Source organism: Streptomyces echinatus (assembly GCF_014203595.1).
In the GTDB taxonomy this organism is placed as follows: domain Bacteria; phylum Actinomycetota; class Actinomycetes; order Streptomycetales; family Streptomycetaceae; genus Streptomyces; species Streptomyces echinatus.
Genome location: NZ_JACHJK010000007.1, coordinates 147,320 through 162,657 on the forward strand (window position 1 = coordinate 147,320; position 15,338 = coordinate 162,657).

Genomic DNA, 15,338 nt, shown 5'->3' on the forward strand with positions numbered 1-15,338 from the left:
CAGCCACGGGGCCCCACACCACACAGCCGACGCCACCACACCCACCCAGGGGCGCGGGGAACTGCGCGACCGGCCACGACCCACCCGCACCCGGGCACGGCGCCCGGACACCCACGACGAACCCCACGCACCCCGGACACGGCGCCCGGCAACCCACGACGAACCCCACGCACACCCCGGCCCCCACCCGGCCCACCGGCGGAGCCCCTAGCCGCGCCCCCCGGCCTCCAGCGGCGGAGCCGTCACGCAGCCGTGCTGCCTGCACTCGGGCCGCCGGCAGCCCGGTGCGGGCCGGCGGACCAGCGCGAAGGCCAGTGCCGAGCCCAGCACCAGCACCCCCGCGCAGATCGGCATGGCCCGGTCGAACGCCGCGTCGAACGCCGTGGGCGACCGGTACGCCTCCGGCCCCATCCCCGTCAGCAGCGGCAGCGCCGCCACGGCCACCAGACCCGCGGCCCGCGCCGCCGCGTTGTTGATGCCGCTGGCCAGACCCGCCCGGGTGGCGTCCACCGAGGCCAGGACCGTGGCCGTCAGGGGCGCGACCAGGGTGACCATGCCGGCGCCCATGATCAGCAGGGCGGGCAGGACGTCCGTGAGGTAGTCGGCGCCGGGCCCCACCCGCAGCATCAGCAGCATCGCCGCCGCGCAGAGCAGAGGGCCGGCCGTGAGCGGCAGCCGCGGGCCGGTGCGGTCCGCCAGGGCGCCCGAGCGGGACGAGAACAGCAGCATCAGGACCGTGGTGGGAAGCAGGGCCGTACCCGCGGCGAGCGGCGAGTACCCGGCCACCACCTGCAGCTGGAGCGCGGTGAGGAAGAAGAAGCCGCCGAAGGCCGCGTAGACACACAGCGTGACCAGGTTGACCGCGGTGAACTGGCGCGAGGCGAAGATGTCCGGCGGCAGCATCGGGTCCGGGCGGTGCCGCTCCACGAAGACGAAGGCCACGGCCGCCGCCACCCCCGCCGCCCCGGTCAGGGGCACCGCCGGGCTTCCGCCGCGTGCCTCGATGAGCGCGTACGTCAGCAGGGCGAGGGACAGCGCACCGAGCGCCGCACCCAGGATGTCGAAGCGGCCGTGGGCGCGGGTGTCGGCGGACTCCGGCACATGCCGCAGGGCGACCGGCACGCACAGCAGCGCCAGCGGCACGTTGAGCAGGAACACCCACCGCCAGCCGGGCCCGGCCACCAGCCAGCCGCCGAGGAACGGGCCGACCGCCGCGCCGATCCCCCCGAAGCCGGACCAGAAGCCGACGGCCCGGCTGCGGTCGTCGGGGTGGAAGGACGCCTGGATGAGGGCGAGGGAGCCGGGGGTGAGGAGGGCCCCGCCGATGCCCTGCAGCGCCCGCGCCGCGATCAGTACGACGGAGTTCGGGGCGAGGCCGCACAACAGGGAGGCCGCCGCGAACCAGACGACCCCGATCACGAAGATCTTCCGGCGGCCGTAGCGGTCCCCCAGCGAGCCGCCCAGCAGGATCAGGCCGGCCAGCGTGACCATGTACGCGTTGACCGTCCACTGCAGGGCGGCCAGGCTCGCGTCCAGGTCCTGGCCGATGCGCGGAAGGGCGACGTTGACGACGGTGGAGTCCAGCAGGGCCATGCTGGAGCCGAGGACCGTCGTGAGGAGGATCCACCTGCCCTGGCGCGAGGCCAGCCGGACATCGGGCATGCCCCCAGGTATACAGCGGGCCCGGCGGCCTGGACAGCCGCCGGGCCCGCCGTGGGGCACCGCTTACTTGATCTTGTTGCCCGCCGAGCGCAGGTTCTGCGTGGCGAGCACGACACGCTCGGCCATGGAGGCCTCGGCCAGCTTGCCCCAGGTGCGCGGGTCGTACGTCTTCTTGTCGCCGACCTCGCCGTCGACCTTCAGGACGCCGTCGTAGTTCTTGAACATGTGGGCGGCGACCGGACGGGTGAAGGCGTACTGGGTGTCCGTGTCGATGTTCATCTTCACGACGCCGTTCTCCAGCGCGGTGAGGATCTCCTGCTCGGTGGAGCCGGAGCCGCCGTGGAAGACGAAGTCGAACGGAGCGGCCTTGCCGAACTTGGCGGCGACGCCGTCGGCCAGCTCCTTCAGCAGCTCGGGACGGAGGACGACGTTGCCCGGCTTGTACACGCCGTGCACGTTGCCGAAGGAGGCGGCCAGCAGGTAGCGGCCCTTCTCACCGAGGCCGAGGGCCTCGGCGGTGCGGATCGCGTCCTCGACCGTGGTGTAGAGGGAGTCGTTGATCTCGTGCGAGACGCCGTCCTCCTCGCCGCCGGTCGGGGTGATCTCCACCTCGAGGATGATCTTCGCGGCGCGGGCCTGCTCCAGCAGCTCCTGCGCGATCTCCAGGTTGTCGGCGAGGGTCTCGGCGGAGCCGTCCCACATGTGGGACTGGAACAGCGGGGGGAGACCGGCCTCGACGCGCTTCTTGGAGAGCGCGATCAGCGGCCGGACGTACCCGTCGAGCTTGTCCTTCGGGCAGTGGTCGGTGTGCAGGGCGATGTTGACCGGGTACTTCTCGGCGATGATGTGCGCGAACTCGGCGAGCGCGACCGCGCCGGTCACCATGTCCTTGCTGTACTGGCCGCCGAGGAACTCGGCACCACCCGTCGAGATCTGGACGATGCCGTCGCTCTCCGCCTCCGCGAAGCCGCGCAGGGCCGCGTTCAGGGTCTGCGAGGACGTGACGTTGATGGCCGGGTAGGCGAACTTGCCTGCCTTCGCCCGGTCGAGCATCTCGTTGTAGACCTCGGGGGTTGCGATGGGCATGTGTCCGCTCCTTGAGTGTGCGGGTTGACGTGCTGCGTTACGGCCCTGACCTAGACCTTGGGGGTGACGTCATCGTCGGCCCCATCTTTCCAGACCTGGGGCGCAGGTCCACGCCCCCGCCAAGTCCAGGTCAAACGAGCGTGTCAGTCCAGACCCAGTTCATCCTTCGAGAAGGCGAACCGGTAGGGCACGCCCGCGCCGGCCTCGATCTTCTCGGCGGCGCCGGTCGCCCGGTCGACGATCGTCGCGACGGCGACGACCTCGGCCCCGGCCTCCCGCACGGCCTCCACGGCGGTCAGCGGGGAACCGCCGGTGGTGGAGGTGTCCTCCACCACCAGGACCCGGCGGCCCGCGATGTCCGGGCCCTCGACGCGCCGCTGCAGGCCGTGCGCCTTGGCCGCCTTGCGGACGACGAAGGCGTCCAGGCGCCGCCCGCGCGCGGCGGCGGCGTGCAGCATGGCGGCGGCGACCGGGTCGGCGCCCATGGTGAGCCCGCCGACGGCGTCGAACTCCAGGTCCTCGGTCAGGTCCAGCAGCACCTGGCCGACGAGCGGGGCGGCCTCGCCGTCGAGGGTGATGCGGCGCAGGTCGACGTAGTAGTCGGCCTCCAGACCCGAGGAGAGCGTCACCTTGCCGTGCACCACGGCCTTGTCCTTGATCTGCTGCAGCAGCGCGCCACGTGCTTCCGTCATGCCGACAAGCTTAGAGCCGACGCCAGGTCCAGGTCGTCGTCGCCTCCAGCGGGTCCAGCGGGGTGACCAGGCGCGGAAGGGTGTTCAGGCCGTTGGGCGGCCCGGTCTGCGGCTCCACGCAGACGGCCTCCGTCTGCTCGTCGTAGACGACCACCCACTCCTCGCGGCTGGTCACCTTCAGCTCCAGCCGGTCCGGCCAGGTGAGGGTGACGTCGACTCCGCCGGGCATGCCGAAGCAGTCGTCCCAGGGCCCCGGTTTCCGGTCGGTCCGGTTGCCGGTGGGCAGGTGGTCGTCGCCGCGTTCCTCCTGCCAGGCGGGCTCGAAGTCCAGCCGCGCGTCGACTCCGTCGAGGGTGCGGTTGAACCAGGGGTGCCAGCCGAGCTGCGCCGGGAAGGAGTCGTCGTACGTCTCCACCGACATCGTCAGCGTCAGGGCGTCCTCGGCGAGGGAGACGACCTGGGTGACGCGCGCGGGGTGCGGCCAGGGGTCGGTCAGCTCGCACGTGATCACCGCCTCGTCCGCCGAGACGCGCGCGATGCGCCAGGCGCCGTCGCGTGCGGTGCCGTGGATGGCGTGCGGCGGGGAGTTGAGCGGCATCTGCCGGACGGTGCCGCCGTCCAGGAAGCGACCGTCGCGGATCCGGCCGCACCAGGGCACCATCGGGAAGCAGCCGAAGCGCGGGCCCTGCCGCAGCAGCTCCAGGGAGTCGACCTTGAGGCCACTGAGACGGCCGCCGTTGCCGGGGCTGACGCGTACCTCTGCGTTGCCTGCTGTCAGCGTGATGTCTTCGTTACTCACAGGATGACAGTACTGGGGTGGCCGCTCAGCGGCGTTTGCGCAGTGCCCTGCTCACGACGATCGCCGATGCCACCGCCAGCGCCGCCGCGGGTGCCGCCCAGCGCAGTGCCGACACCGCCGTCACCGTCTGGGGGGCCGGCACGGGAGCGTAGCGGCCCCTCGGCGGGGCGTGGTCGACCTCCTCGGCGCTGCGGCCGATCATCGTGCGGCGGGCGTGCGCGGCCTCGGCCGGCGGCTCACCGGTGTCGGCGAAGTCATCGGCGAGCCGGTCGGGGTGGTCGGCGCCGGTGCCGTCGTCGTCCGCGTCCGGGTCCAGGGAGGGCGGCGGGACCTCGGTGTCGAAGACGGAGGCGCGGGCGGGCTCGGCGTCGGAGGGCTCCGGCCCCTCCGTTCCGGCCGGCCCCTCCTGTTCGTCCCCGGGCCGCTCCGCGCTCCCGTCGCTGTCGTCCGGCCGGTCCTGCCGCTCGTCCCGGCCGGCGGCCAGGCCCTCCACGCACCGGTTCAGCAGGCGGGTCGCCGCCGAGGTCACCGTCTCCGCCGGCAGTTCGCCGATGCGGCCGTCCGCGTCCGCCGTGCCCTCGACCGTGACCGTGCAGCCGCCGTCGGTGTCCGCGAGGCGCAGGGTGAGGGCGATCTTGACCGAGCCGGTGCCGCGGGCCTCGGTGGCGTCGCCCTCGACGGCGTACGTACCGTCCTGGCGGGCGGTCACCCGCAGGGCGCCCCGGTAGGTGACGGAGTGGCCGCCGACGCGCAGCTTCAGCCGGCCGGTGATCGGTTCGGCACCGGCGTCCTGTTGCAGACCGGGCACCGCCCGGGCGACACGTGCCGGGTCGGCCAGCGCGGCGCCGAGCCTCTCGGCGGGGACCGGGACGAAGACCTGGTGCTCCATGTCCGCTGAGCCTACCCAGTAGTGACCGGAACTCACCCCGCCGTGAAGGCGACAAACGTTCAGTACCGCGGATGCACCAGCGTCGACGCGGGCAGCCCCGCGATCCGGGTCCGCCGTGCCGCTTCCCCGTCCGCCGCCAGCCCGGCCCGCGTCAGGGTGCGCGGACGGTCGGCGCCGATCCGCAGGGGCGGCGGGGTGCGGCCCGGAGCCGCGAGCAGGAAGCCCCAGTCGCGCGGCGCCCGGGACGCGCCCGTCCCGCGGCCGGGGTCGTGGCCGAGCACCCGGTAGGGGGAGACGGCGAGGCCGGCCGTGCGCAGGGTCGCGGCGACGGTCCAGTAGGCACGGGGGCGGGTGGTGACGGGGCCGGCGTGCACCACCAGGCGGCCGTCCGGGGCCAGCGCCCGGCGGGCGAGGCCGTAGAACTCCTGGGAGTACAGCTTGGTGCTGGTGGTGATGCCGGGGTCGGGGAGGTCGGCGATCACGACGTCGTACGTCGGCCCGCGCACCCCGCGCAGCCAGGCGAGCGCGTCGCCGGTGCCGGCGTGGACGCGCCGGTCGGCGAAGGCGTGCCCGTTGGCGGCGGCCAGGCCGGGGTCCCGGCGGGCGAGGCGGACCAGGCCCGGGTCGAGGGCGACGACGTCGACGCGGCGCACCCCCCGGTGCCGCAGCACCTCACGGGCGGCCAGGCCGTCGCCGCCGCCGAGGATCAGGACGCGCGCGTGCGGGCCGGCCAGGGCCGGGGCGACCAGGGCCTCGTGGTAGCGGTCCTCGCCCCGGCCGCCGGCGCGGAGGCGGCCGTCGAGGAAGAGGTCGAGGGGCCGGCCGTGGGTGCCGCCGGCCAGGACGACCTCCTGGACGCCGGTCTGCACGGCCACCCGGACGTCCCTGCCGTACACGGCGCGCCGGGCGGCCCGCTCGAAGTCGTCGGCGAGGGCGGCGGCGCAGGCGAGGACGCCGAGGACGACGAGCCCGGTCAGCAGGAGGGTCCAGCGGGCGCGGCGGGTGAGGTCGCGGCGGAAGAGGCCGAGCACCAGGGCGCCGCCCGCGACCACGTTGACCGTGCCGGTCAGCAGCGCTCCGGTCAGCTGGCCCAGCAGCGGCAGCAGCAGGAAGGGAAAGGCGAGGCCGCCGACCAGGGCGCCCACGTAGTCCGCGGCGAACAGGTCGGCCACCGCGCCGCCCGCGTCCTGCCGGCGGATGCGCTGGATCAGCTCCATCAGCAGCGGGACCTCGGCGCCGATGAGCAGTCCGATGGCGAGCGAGAAGGCGACCAGGAGGCAGCGTGGGCCCTCGGCCCACATCCCGCCCCAGCCGGCGGTCCAGGCGAACACGGCGTACAGCGCCATCGCGCTGCAGCCGCCGATCAGCGCCAGGGCCGACTCGACCGCGCCGAAGCCGGCCGCGGCGTGCCAGCGCAGCCGCTTGGCGCCGAGGGAGCCGATGCCCATCGCGAACACCATCACGGACAGCACCACGGACGCCTGGGTGACCGGGTCGCCGATCAAGTACGAGGCCAACGCGACGAGTTCCAGTTCGTACACGAGTCCGCAGGCCGCACAGACGAAGACGCAGACGAGGACCAGGAACCGCCCTGTGCCGGGCCGGACGGGCAGCCGCGCGGGGCCTGTCCAGGAGGGCGGGGCGCCCGGCGGCGCGGGCGCGTGCGGTTCGATCACGCTGCGACGTTACGTCACGCACTCGGCACGCCTCGTCACCCACACGTGTGGATCTGGAGGCGGTTGACGGGGGACGGGTTTACGCCGCCCCGGGGGCGGTCAGCCGGGCCGGGCCACCCGGGCCCGCACCCCGACCCTGGTCCGGGTGGCCACCAACTGCCCGTCCTGCGGGTAGGCGTGCCAGGTGCGCCAGTGCACCTGCCCCTCGTGCTGCTGGGCCAGCAGCGCGGTGAAGGCGTGCGGGCTGCCGGGGAAGACGCCGGCGAGGCCGTGCGGGTGGTCGGAGACGAGGGCCAGCAACTCCTGGGCCCGTCCGGCGAACGAGCCGGGAGTGAGCACCTCCACGCGGGCGGCGAACTCGTACTCCCAGTCGCCGACCCGTTTGGCGACGCCCAGGGGCAGCGGGGTGCTGGAGCCGGGGATGCAGGCGACCGTCTCCGAACAGCGTCCTCGCTCCTCGTCCAGGAGCACCTGGTGGGACGCGCCGAGCAGCCTTAACTGCAGTTTGGCGCCCGTCAGTTCGAGATCGAGGGTGGCCAGGGCGGGCAGCGGTTCGCGGCCCAGGGCCCAGGCGAGGTCGGCAGCCCGCGTATCGGTGTAGGAGGTGTTCAGGGTCGTGAGCATGGATCGGCTCCGCTAACACGCAAGGAGGGGGAGATCGGCCATGTCAGCCCAGCCGGCCCGGCCGGGATGGGGAGTCGAGGGGGCGTCAGAGGGGCTGCGTTGGCGATTTAGAGGGAATCATGAACAGAGGCGACGCCACAGCGTTTTTACCCAACTTCGTGCGGTTTCCATCCCTCAGAGGGCTCCACAGCTCAACTGTTCAACCATGGCGTACGCCGGGCGCGGGACCGGACGCGGCGGGCGCCCGCCGGAAGTCGTCTCCGACGGGCGCCCGAACGGGTGCGTCCGGATGCGGTTCCCCCTGTTCCCGCACGCTCGGCCGCCCCGTGTCAGCTGCCTCCCCCGCATCCGCCCCCGCCGCCGCACGACGAGCCCCCGCCGCAGGACGAACCCCCGCCGCACGAGGAGGAGCCACCGCAGGACGAGGAACCGCCGCAGGAGTGGCCCCCGTGGTGCCCGCCGTGGTGCCCGTGGCCCCCCGAAGAACCGGAGTCACCGCCACCGACCCACCAGCTGCTCGCACCCGCGTCACCCGGGTAGGCCGACGAGGACGACCCGCGGTACGCCCTGTTCCGCCCGCGGGCCTTGCCGAACGACACCCTGGTCCGCCGGTTCCGGCGGGCCTGGGCCGCCGCGATGAGCATGACCACGGCCACCGCCAGGATGATGCCTTCGATCGCGGTGTCACTCATGGCGTCACCCTCCTTCCGTTCCCCCGAAGCGGCCCCCCGTGGGCGCCTCGCCTGGCACCGCGTCTGGCGCGGTGCCGGGGGGATGCCCGCCCGCCACGACGCGCAAAGCAGAGTTGAGGAACTTCTGAGGGTCAACTGCCAGAAAAGACCCCTGACCTGCACAGACACACAGATCGGGGACAGTGCGGGAGGGGTTCGGCGAGCCGGTCCCGGGCGCGGGGGCACTGCGGAGACGGGCAGGTCCGGGACCCGCCGGACACGCCCGGCGGCCGGCGGCGGTCTCCGTGGCCCGGAGCAGGCGCTCCGGGCGTCAACGGCCGCGCCCGCCGGCGGGCACGGGTTGAGGAAGGCCGGAGCCTGCGCGCAGGATGGCCGGCATGACCTCCAGCGCACGCCCTCACCTCAACCGCCGGCTCGCCGAGTTCGGGACGACGATCTTCGCCGAGATGTCGGCGCTCGCCACCGCGACCGGGTCGATCAACCTGGGCCAGGGTTTCCCGGACACCGACGGCCCCGAGGAGATCCGGGAGGCCGCCGTCCGGGCACTGCGCGACGGCCGCGGCAACCAGTACCCGCCGGGCCCCGGTGTCCCCGAGCTGCGCACCGCGATCGCCGCGCACCAGCGGCGCCGCTACGGGCTGGCCTACGACCCCGACACCGAGGTGCTGGTCACGGCGGGCGCGACGGAGGCCATCGCGGCCGCGCTGCTGGCGCTGGTCGAGCCGGGGGACGAGGTGGTGGCCCTGGAGCCGTACTACGACTCGTACGCGGCGAGCATCGCGATGGCGGGCGGCACGCGGGTGCCGGTGACCCTCAGGCCGCACGAGGGAAGCTTCCGCCTGGACCTGGACGAGCTGCGCGCGGCGGTCACCGGCCGCACCCGGCTGCTGCTGATCAACACCCCGCACAATCCGACCGGTACGGTCCTCACCCGCGAGGAGCTGGCCGCGATCGCCGAGCTGGCGGTGGAGCGGGATCTGCTGGTGGTGACCGACGAGGTCTACGAGCACCTGGTCTTCGACGGTGCCGAGCACCTGCCGCTCGCCACGTTCCCCGGGATGCGCGAGCGCACGGTGAGCATCGGCTCGGCGGGCAAGACGTACTCGTTCACGGGCTGGAAGGTCGGCTGGGTCACCGGGTCGCGGGAGCTGGTGGGCGCGGTCCGTGCGGTGAAACAGTTCCTGACGTACGTCTCCTCGGGCCCGTTCCAGTACGCGGTGGCCGAGGCCCTGTCCCTGCCCGACGCCTACTTCGAGGAGTTCCGCGCGGGCATGCGGGCCCGGCGGGACATCCTGGCGGAGGGGCTGACGGCGGCGGGCTTCGAGGTGTTCCGGCCGGCCGGCACGTACTTCGTCACCACCGACATCCGCCCCCTCGGTGAGAAGGACGGTTTCGCCTTCTGCCGCGCCCTGCCCGAGCGGGCGGGCGTGGTGGCCATCCCCAACGCGGTCTTCTACGACGACCGGGAGGCGGGGGCGCCGTTCGTGCGGTTCGCCTTCTGCAAGCGGGAAGAGGTGCTCCGGGAGGCCGCGGAGCGGCTTCGGGGCATGTGACACCGTGGTCCGGGGGCTCGCCGCCCCCGGACCGGCCGGGACCGTCTACTCCCCGTCGTCGCCCTCGGGCTCCTCGGAGTCGTCGACCTCCTCCTCCAGGCCGAGCTGCTCGATCAGCCACTTGTCGAACTCGATCGCGGCCCGCACCCAGCTGACCGTGGAGGAGACGAAGTGGTTGATGTCGACGCCCGTGCCGATCAGCATCTGGGCCTCGCCGATCAGGCGGACGGTGCCGTCGTCGTGGGTGTGGGTGTACACCTTGGGCCACAGGGTGCGGCGGTTCCAGTCGTCGATGGACTCCAGCAGCCGCGGCTTCTCGTCGATCTTGTGGGGGCGGTCGTAGAAGGTCCGCACCGAGAAGATCGCCTGCTCCTCCTCACCACGGAACATGAAGTAGGTGCGGAACTGCTCCCACGGCGCGGCGAGGTCACCCTCCTCGTCGACGACGTACTTCAGCTCCATCTGGTCGAGAAGCTGCTTCACCAGGTCCTGATCCGGGAGGACGGGGCCCGCCGGTCCTTGGGGCTGCGGTTCGGGCTGGCCCCCGAAATTCGGAATCGAGGACGGGTCGATGCTCACCGTGTTTTTCCCTTCATGCGGATGCCGCCATCCTCCCCCATGCGGGGAGGGGGGTGGCAAGCCCCGGCGGGGCCTGTCAGCCCACGGCTGACATGATCCGTCCGGTCGGTCGAAGGCGGCCGGGGCGGCGCCGGTTCAGCGGGCGGGTGTCACAGCGTCTTGCCGGTCGCCGGGCCGACCAGCAGGCCCCCGCCGAAGCGGTCGACGCGGACCGTGTCGCCGTCCTTGATCTCGCCGGACAGGATCTCCCTGGCGAGCCGGTCGCCGATGGCGGTCTGGACGAGGCGGCGCAGCGGCCGGGCGCCGTAGGCAGGGTCCAGGCCCTCCTCCGCCAGCCAGGCCAGCGCCTCGGGGGTGATCTCCAGGCTGAGCCGGCGCTCGGCCAGCCGCCTGCCCAGGCGTTCGATCTGGAGCTGTGCGATCCGCTCCAGCTCGGGCTTGGTCAGCGCCGAGAAGACCACCAGGTCGTCCAGCCGGTTGAGGAACTCCGGCTTGAAGGAGGTCCGGACGACCTCCAGCACCTGCTCCTTCTTCTCCGCCTCGGTGGTGAGCGGGTCGACCAGGAACTGGCTGCCCAGGTTGGAGGTGAGCACCAGGATGGTGTTGCGGAAGTCGACCGTGCGGCCCTGGCCGTCGGTCAGCCGTCCGTCGTCGAGCACCTGCAGCAGGACGTCGAAGACCTCGGGGTGGGCCTTCTCCACCTCGTCCAGCAGCACCACGCTGTACGGGCGCCGCCGCACGGCCTCCGTCAGCTGGCCGCCCTCCTCGTAGCCGACGTAGCCGGGGGGCGCGCCGACCAGCCGGGCCACGCTGTGCTTCTCGCCGTACTCCGACATGTCGATGCGGACCATGGCCCGCTCGTCGTCGAAGAGGAAGTCCGCGAGCGCCTTGGCGAGTTCGGTCTTGCCGACGCCGGTCGGGCCGAGGAAGAGGAAGGATCCGGTGGGCCGGTCGGGGTCGGCGATCCCGGCCCGCGACCGCCGTACGGCGTCGCTCACGGCCCGGACGGCCTCGCCCTGCCCGATGAGCCGCCGGCCGAGCTCCTCCTCCATCCGCAGCAGCTTCTGCGTCTCGCCCTCCATCAGGCGGCCGGCCGGGATGCCGGTCCAGGCGGCGACGACGTCGGCGATGTCGTCAGAGCCCACCTCGTCCTTGACCATGGTGTCCCTGGCGGCCTCCTCCTCGGCCGCCGAGGCGGCCTCCAGCTCCTTCTCCAGCTGCGGGATCTCGCCGTAGAGCAGCTTGGCCGCGGTGTCGAAGTCGCCGTCGCGCTGGGCGCGTTCGGCCTGGCCGCGCAGGTCGTCCAGCTTCTCCTTCAGCTCGCCGACCCGGTTGAGGGACTGCTTCTCCTTCTCCCAGCGGGCGGTGAGGCCGCGCAGCTCCTCCTCCTTGTCGGCGAGGTCGCGGCGCAGCTTCTCCAGGCGGGCGAGCGAGGCCGGATCGGTCTCCTTGCCGATCGCCAGCTCCTCCATCCTCAGCCGGTCGACGGCGCGCTGGAGCTCGTCGATCTCGACGGGGGAGGAGTCGATCTCCATGCGCAGCCGGGAGGCGGCCTCGTCCACCAGGTCGATGGCCTTGTCCGGCAGGAAGCGGGAGGTGATGTACCGGTCGGAGAGGGTGGCCGCGGCCACCAGCGCGCTGTCGGCGATCTGCACCTTGTGGTGGGCCTCGTACCGGCCCTTCAGACCGCGCAGGATCGCGACGGTGTCCTCGACGGTCGGCTCGGCGACCAGCACCTGCTGGAAGCGGCGCTCCAGCGCCGGGTCCTTCTCGATCCGCTCCCGGTACTCGTCCAGCGTGGTGGCGCCGACCATGCGCAGCTCACCGCGGGCGAGCATGGGCTTGAGCATGTTGCCCGCGTCCATGGCCGAGTCCCCGCCGGCGCCGGCCCCGACCACCGTGTGCAGCTCGTCGATGAAGGTGATGATCTGCCCGTCGGAGTCCTTGATCTCGGCGAGGACGGCCTTCAGCCGCTCCTCGAACTCGCCGCGGTACTTGGCGCCGGCGACCATGGCGCCGAGGTCGAGCGCGACGAGCCGCTTGTCCTTCAGCGACTCGGGCACGTCCCCCTTCACGATCCGCTGGGCGAGCCCCTCCACGACGGCGGTCTTGCCGACCCCGGGCTCACCGATGAGCACGGGGTTGTTCTTGGTACGACGGCTCAGCACCTGCACGACCCGCCGGATCTCCTGGTCCCGCCCGATGACCGGATCCAGCCGGCCCTCGCGCGCGGCGGCGGTGAAGTCGGTGCCGAACTTCTCCAGGGCCTTGTACTGGCCCTCGGGATCGGCGGTGGTCACGCGGCGTCCTCCCCTGGCCTTCCGGAAGGCCTCCAGCAGCTTCTTCGCATCGGCGCCCTGCGCCTTGAGCAGGTCCCCGGCCGCGCCGCCCTTCGCGGCGAGACCGATCAGCAGGTGCTCGGTGGACAGATAGTCGTCACCGAGGTCCTTCGCGCGCTCATCGGCGTCGGCGATCACGGCCAGCAGCTCACGGTTGGGCTGCGGGGGCGCCACGGTGGAGCCGGTCACGCTGGGCAGCGAGGCCATGATCCGCTCCGCGCCCGCGCGCACGGCGGCCTGGTCGGCCTCGACGGCGGCCAGCAGGTCGGTGATGTTCTCGTTGTCCTGCCCCTGGAGCAGAGCCAGCAGCAGGTGAACGGGGGTGAGGTCCGGGTGCCCCTCGGTCACGGCCCGACTGCTCGCCGCGTTGATCGCGTCCCGGCTCCTGTTGGTCAGCTCGGCGTCCACGTTGTCCGTTCTCCTCCTCGACCGCACTCACTGCTGACTTCACCAGCGTACACAAAGTTGAGTCTATTCCACTCAAGGTTCGGAAGAGAGTGCTTCGGGGCTAGGTTGCAGCGCATGACGAGGCACTCCGTGGACCCGGTTTCCCCCGACGAGGCGTATCTCGCCTTCTGGCGCGAACGGCACCTGTGCACCCTGACGACCCTGCGCCCCGACGGCAGCCCGCACGTGGTGCCGGTGGGGGTGACGTACGACGCCGGGGCCCGGCTGGCCCGGGTGATCACCAGTGGCACCAGCGCGAAGGCGCGGCACGTGAGCGCGGCGGGGCCCGAGGGCGCCCGGGTCGCGGTCTGCCAGGTGGCCGGCCGGCGCTGGGCGACGCTGGAGGGACGGGCGAGGGTGCGGACCGAGCCGGAACGGGTGGCGGAGGCGGTACGGCGCTACGCCGAGCGCTACGAGCGGACGCCCGGCCCGAATCCGGCACGTGTGGTGATCGAGATCGAGGTCGATCGGGCCCTGGGGCACGGCTGAACATTTTCAGCCACCCTGACAGCGCGCCGATAGCGGGAAATGTCCCCGCAAAAGTGCAGCGGCGTCACCGTGTTCAGGTCACGGTGACGCCGCTGCGGGGGGAAGCACCTGAGCGATGTGTTACGACGGGGGAATCGCGTCAGGCACTGCGGGGGGTGGCCGAGATGGTCCTCAGGTCGGATTCCGCCGGCTCACACAGCCGGTGGTCCCGCTGGTCCAGGTTCACAAAGATCATTCCGTACCGGATGGCACAGCGCACCGGCTGCGGCGCGCCGCGCGGCTTGCGCAGGCACCGGAACGCCCGTACGTCATCGTCGTCGTCCCGCGTGACGACGACCGGCTCACCGAACACGGTCACCATCAACGAGTCACCGCTGTGGGGGATGGCGGTGACCAGATCGATGAAGTGCCAGCCGGAGCGGTAGGCGGTGGCCATTTCACGACGGAAGGAGCGGTCGTCGGGTGGAGTGGTCACATCAGCTCCCAGCCACGTTCGCCGTCGACTCCGCCGCCGCTGCCGCCGGCCAGACACTGTCTGCCAGCACATGCCCCTTCGGAGCCAGCGGCCAGACACTGTCGCCCGCGTCATCATCCCTGCCGCCGGAGCCTCCAGCGAGAACCCCGACGGTGGCAACGGCGGCGAAGGTGGCGACAAGCACCGAGCGAAGCATTCTGTTACGCATAGTCGGCTTCGTCCTCACTTGAAGGTCCCCTCTTCCCCCGTCGAGTACGACGATGGCTCATTCGGGCACATCATTGCCACACGATCGGTGCATCATGTTCCTGCATGTTCAGGACCCTGGGGGGTGGAGATTTGGTAGCGAATCAGACTAAGGCGACACATCCCCATGCGGTGACCGAGATGTGCGACGAAGGCGGCCAACTTTATGCTGCCGCCCTGCGTACCGGGCGTGTTGCGAGAGAAGACGCGGTGGCCGCTCCCTGCCTGATGGAGTTCGCCCTCCTCCACCCCGATCCCGACGATCCGGATTGGCTGCGTCCGGTCCCGCCTGCCGTTGCCCTGGCTCAGCGGCTCAACCCCCTCGAGCATGAGATCACCGAGCGCAGACGGCAATCGATCGAACTTTCCGACGCCTTCGCGCCCTTCATGGTGCTGGGCGCTCAGATGTCGACCACGAGCGACTCCATCACTGTGCTCGAGGGCAGCGAGCGGATCAACGCAGCGCTCAATCTGGCCACCTCCCAGTGCCAGACCGAAATGCTCACGGTGCAGCCGAGCGGCTACCGGCCCGAGCACAGCCTCAAGCAGGGGCTGGAGCGCGACCGCCCGCTGATCGAACGCGGAGTGCGCATCAGAACGCTCTACCCACACACCGCCCGGTACAGCTCGGAACGGCTGGATTACGCTGCTCGGCTCTCCGACGGCAAGGTGGAGCAGCGCACGATCGACGGACTGGTCGAGCGGCTCATCATTTGCGACCAGACCGTCGCTTTCATCCCGACCCGTGACGATCAGAAGGTCGCCCTGGAGGTTCGGCAGCCGGGCCTCGTCCGCTACCTGATCAAGGTGTTCGAGTTCATGTGGGACCACGCCGTGCCACTGAGCGCCGGAGCCCCGTACGAAACCGCCCCCGACGGAATCACCGAAGTCCAGCACTCCATCGCCAAACTCCTCGTCGAGGGCCACGTGGACGAGGCCATAGCCCGGCGTCTCGGCATGAACGTCCGCACCTGCCGCGCCCACATCGCCAAGCTGGCCACCGCCCTCGGCAGCGGCAGCCGCGCCCAGCTCGGGTACCTCATCGCCCAGTCCGGCATCCTGGACCGGGAGCAGTGACGCGATGAGCGGA

Annotated in this window: 13 protein-coding genes; 3 read left to right on the top strand and 10 right to left on the bottom strand. The window is 72.0% G+C overall.

Annotation, left to right across the window (positions count from 1 at the left end; translation table 11 throughout):
• Window positions 1–207 precede the first annotated feature (207 nt).
• The 7 genes from FHS34_RS20505 to FHS34_RS20535 form a co-directional block, all read right to left on the bottom strand.
• On the bottom strand, window positions 208–1,662 hold the full coding sequence (locus FHS34_RS20505) for an MFS transporter (RefSeq protein WP_184967497.1): 1,455 nt from the start codon (window positions 1,660–1,662) through the stop codon (window positions 208–210).
• 63 nt (window positions 1,663–1,725) lie between these two features.
• On the bottom strand, window positions 1,726–2,748 hold the full coding sequence (gene fbaA, locus FHS34_RS20510) for a class II fructose-bisphosphate aldolase (RefSeq protein ID WP_184967499.1): 1,023 nt from the start codon (window positions 2,746–2,748) through the stop codon (window positions 1,726–1,728).
• 143 nt (window positions 2,749–2,891) lie between these two features.
• Entirely contained in the window at window positions 2,892–3,440 is a 549-nt protein-coding gene (pyrE, locus tag FHS34_RS20515) for an orotate phosphoribosyltransferase (RefSeq protein WP_184967501.1), read from the bottom strand.
• Between the two features lie 10 nt (window positions 3,441–3,450).
• Window positions 3,451–4,239 (bottom strand): aldose epimerase family protein, encoded by a 789-nt coding sequence (locus FHS34_RS20520; protein ID WP_184967503.1) that lies wholly within the window; start codon window positions 4,237–4,239, stop codon window positions 3,451–3,453.
• Window positions 4,240–4,264: 25 nt separating this feature from the next.
• Entirely contained in the window at window positions 4,265–5,128 is an 864-nt protein-coding gene (locus tag FHS34_RS20525) for an SRPBCC family protein (protein ID WP_184967505.1), read from the bottom strand.
• A 59-nt stretch (window positions 5,129–5,187) separates the two neighbouring features.
• On the bottom strand, window positions 5,188–6,804 hold the full coding sequence (locus FHS34_RS20530; RefSeq protein WP_184967507.1) for a polyamine aminopropyltransferase: 1,617 nt from the start codon (window positions 6,802–6,804) through the stop codon (window positions 5,188–5,190).
• A gap of 99 nt (window positions 6,805–6,903) precedes the next feature.
• On the bottom strand, window positions 6,904–7,428 hold the full coding sequence (locus FHS34_RS20535; protein WP_184967509.1) for a DUF2617 family protein: 525 nt from the start codon (window positions 7,426–7,428) through the stop codon (window positions 6,904–6,906).
• Between the two features lie 1,060 nt (window positions 7,429–8,488).
• On the opposite strand from FHS34_RS20535, the gene FHS34_RS20540 reads away from it, so the two are divergent.
• Entirely contained in the window at window positions 8,489–9,673 is a 1,185-nt protein-coding gene (locus FHS34_RS20540) for a pyridoxal phosphate-dependent aminotransferase (RefSeq protein WP_184967511.1), read from the top strand.
• A 45-nt stretch (window positions 9,674–9,718) separates the two neighbouring features.
• Here the strand turns inward: FHS34_RS20540 and FHS34_RS20545 are convergent, their stop codons facing one another.
• A complete protein-coding gene (locus FHS34_RS20545; protein WP_184967513.1) occupies window positions 9,719–10,252 on the bottom strand; it encodes a YbjN domain-containing protein in 534 nt (177 codons plus the stop codon).
• A gap of 149 nt (window positions 10,253–10,401) precedes the next feature.
• Window positions 10,402–12,999: an ATP-dependent chaperone ClpB gene (gene clpB, locus FHS34_RS20550; protein WP_184967515.1), complete on the bottom strand. Its 2,598-nt coding sequence runs from the start codon at window positions 12,997–12,999 to the stop codon at window positions 10,402–10,404.
• A 114-nt stretch (window positions 13,000–13,113) separates the two neighbouring features.
• Here clpB and FHS34_RS20555 point away from each other — a divergent pair, with 114 nt between their 5' ends.
• Window positions 13,114–13,527, top strand: a complete 414-nt coding sequence (locus FHS34_RS20555; RefSeq protein ID WP_184967517.1) for a pyridoxamine 5'-phosphate oxidase family protein — start codon at window positions 13,114–13,116, stop codon at window positions 13,525–13,527.
• 139 nt (window positions 13,528–13,666) lie between these two features.
• Here FHS34_RS20555 and FHS34_RS20560 read toward each other — a convergent pair whose 3' ends face one another.
• Entirely contained in the window at window positions 13,667–14,002 is a 336-nt protein-coding gene (locus FHS34_RS20560) for a hypothetical protein (RefSeq protein WP_184967519.1), read from the bottom strand.
• A gap of 312 nt (window positions 14,003–14,314) precedes the next feature.
• On the opposite strand from FHS34_RS20560, the gene FHS34_RS20565 reads away from it, so the two are divergent.
• On the top strand, window positions 14,315–15,325 hold the full coding sequence (locus tag FHS34_RS20565; RefSeq protein WP_184967521.1) for a helix-turn-helix domain-containing protein: 1,011 nt from the start codon (window positions 14,315–14,317) through the stop codon (window positions 15,323–15,325).
• Window positions 15,326–15,338 lie beyond the last annotated feature (13 nt).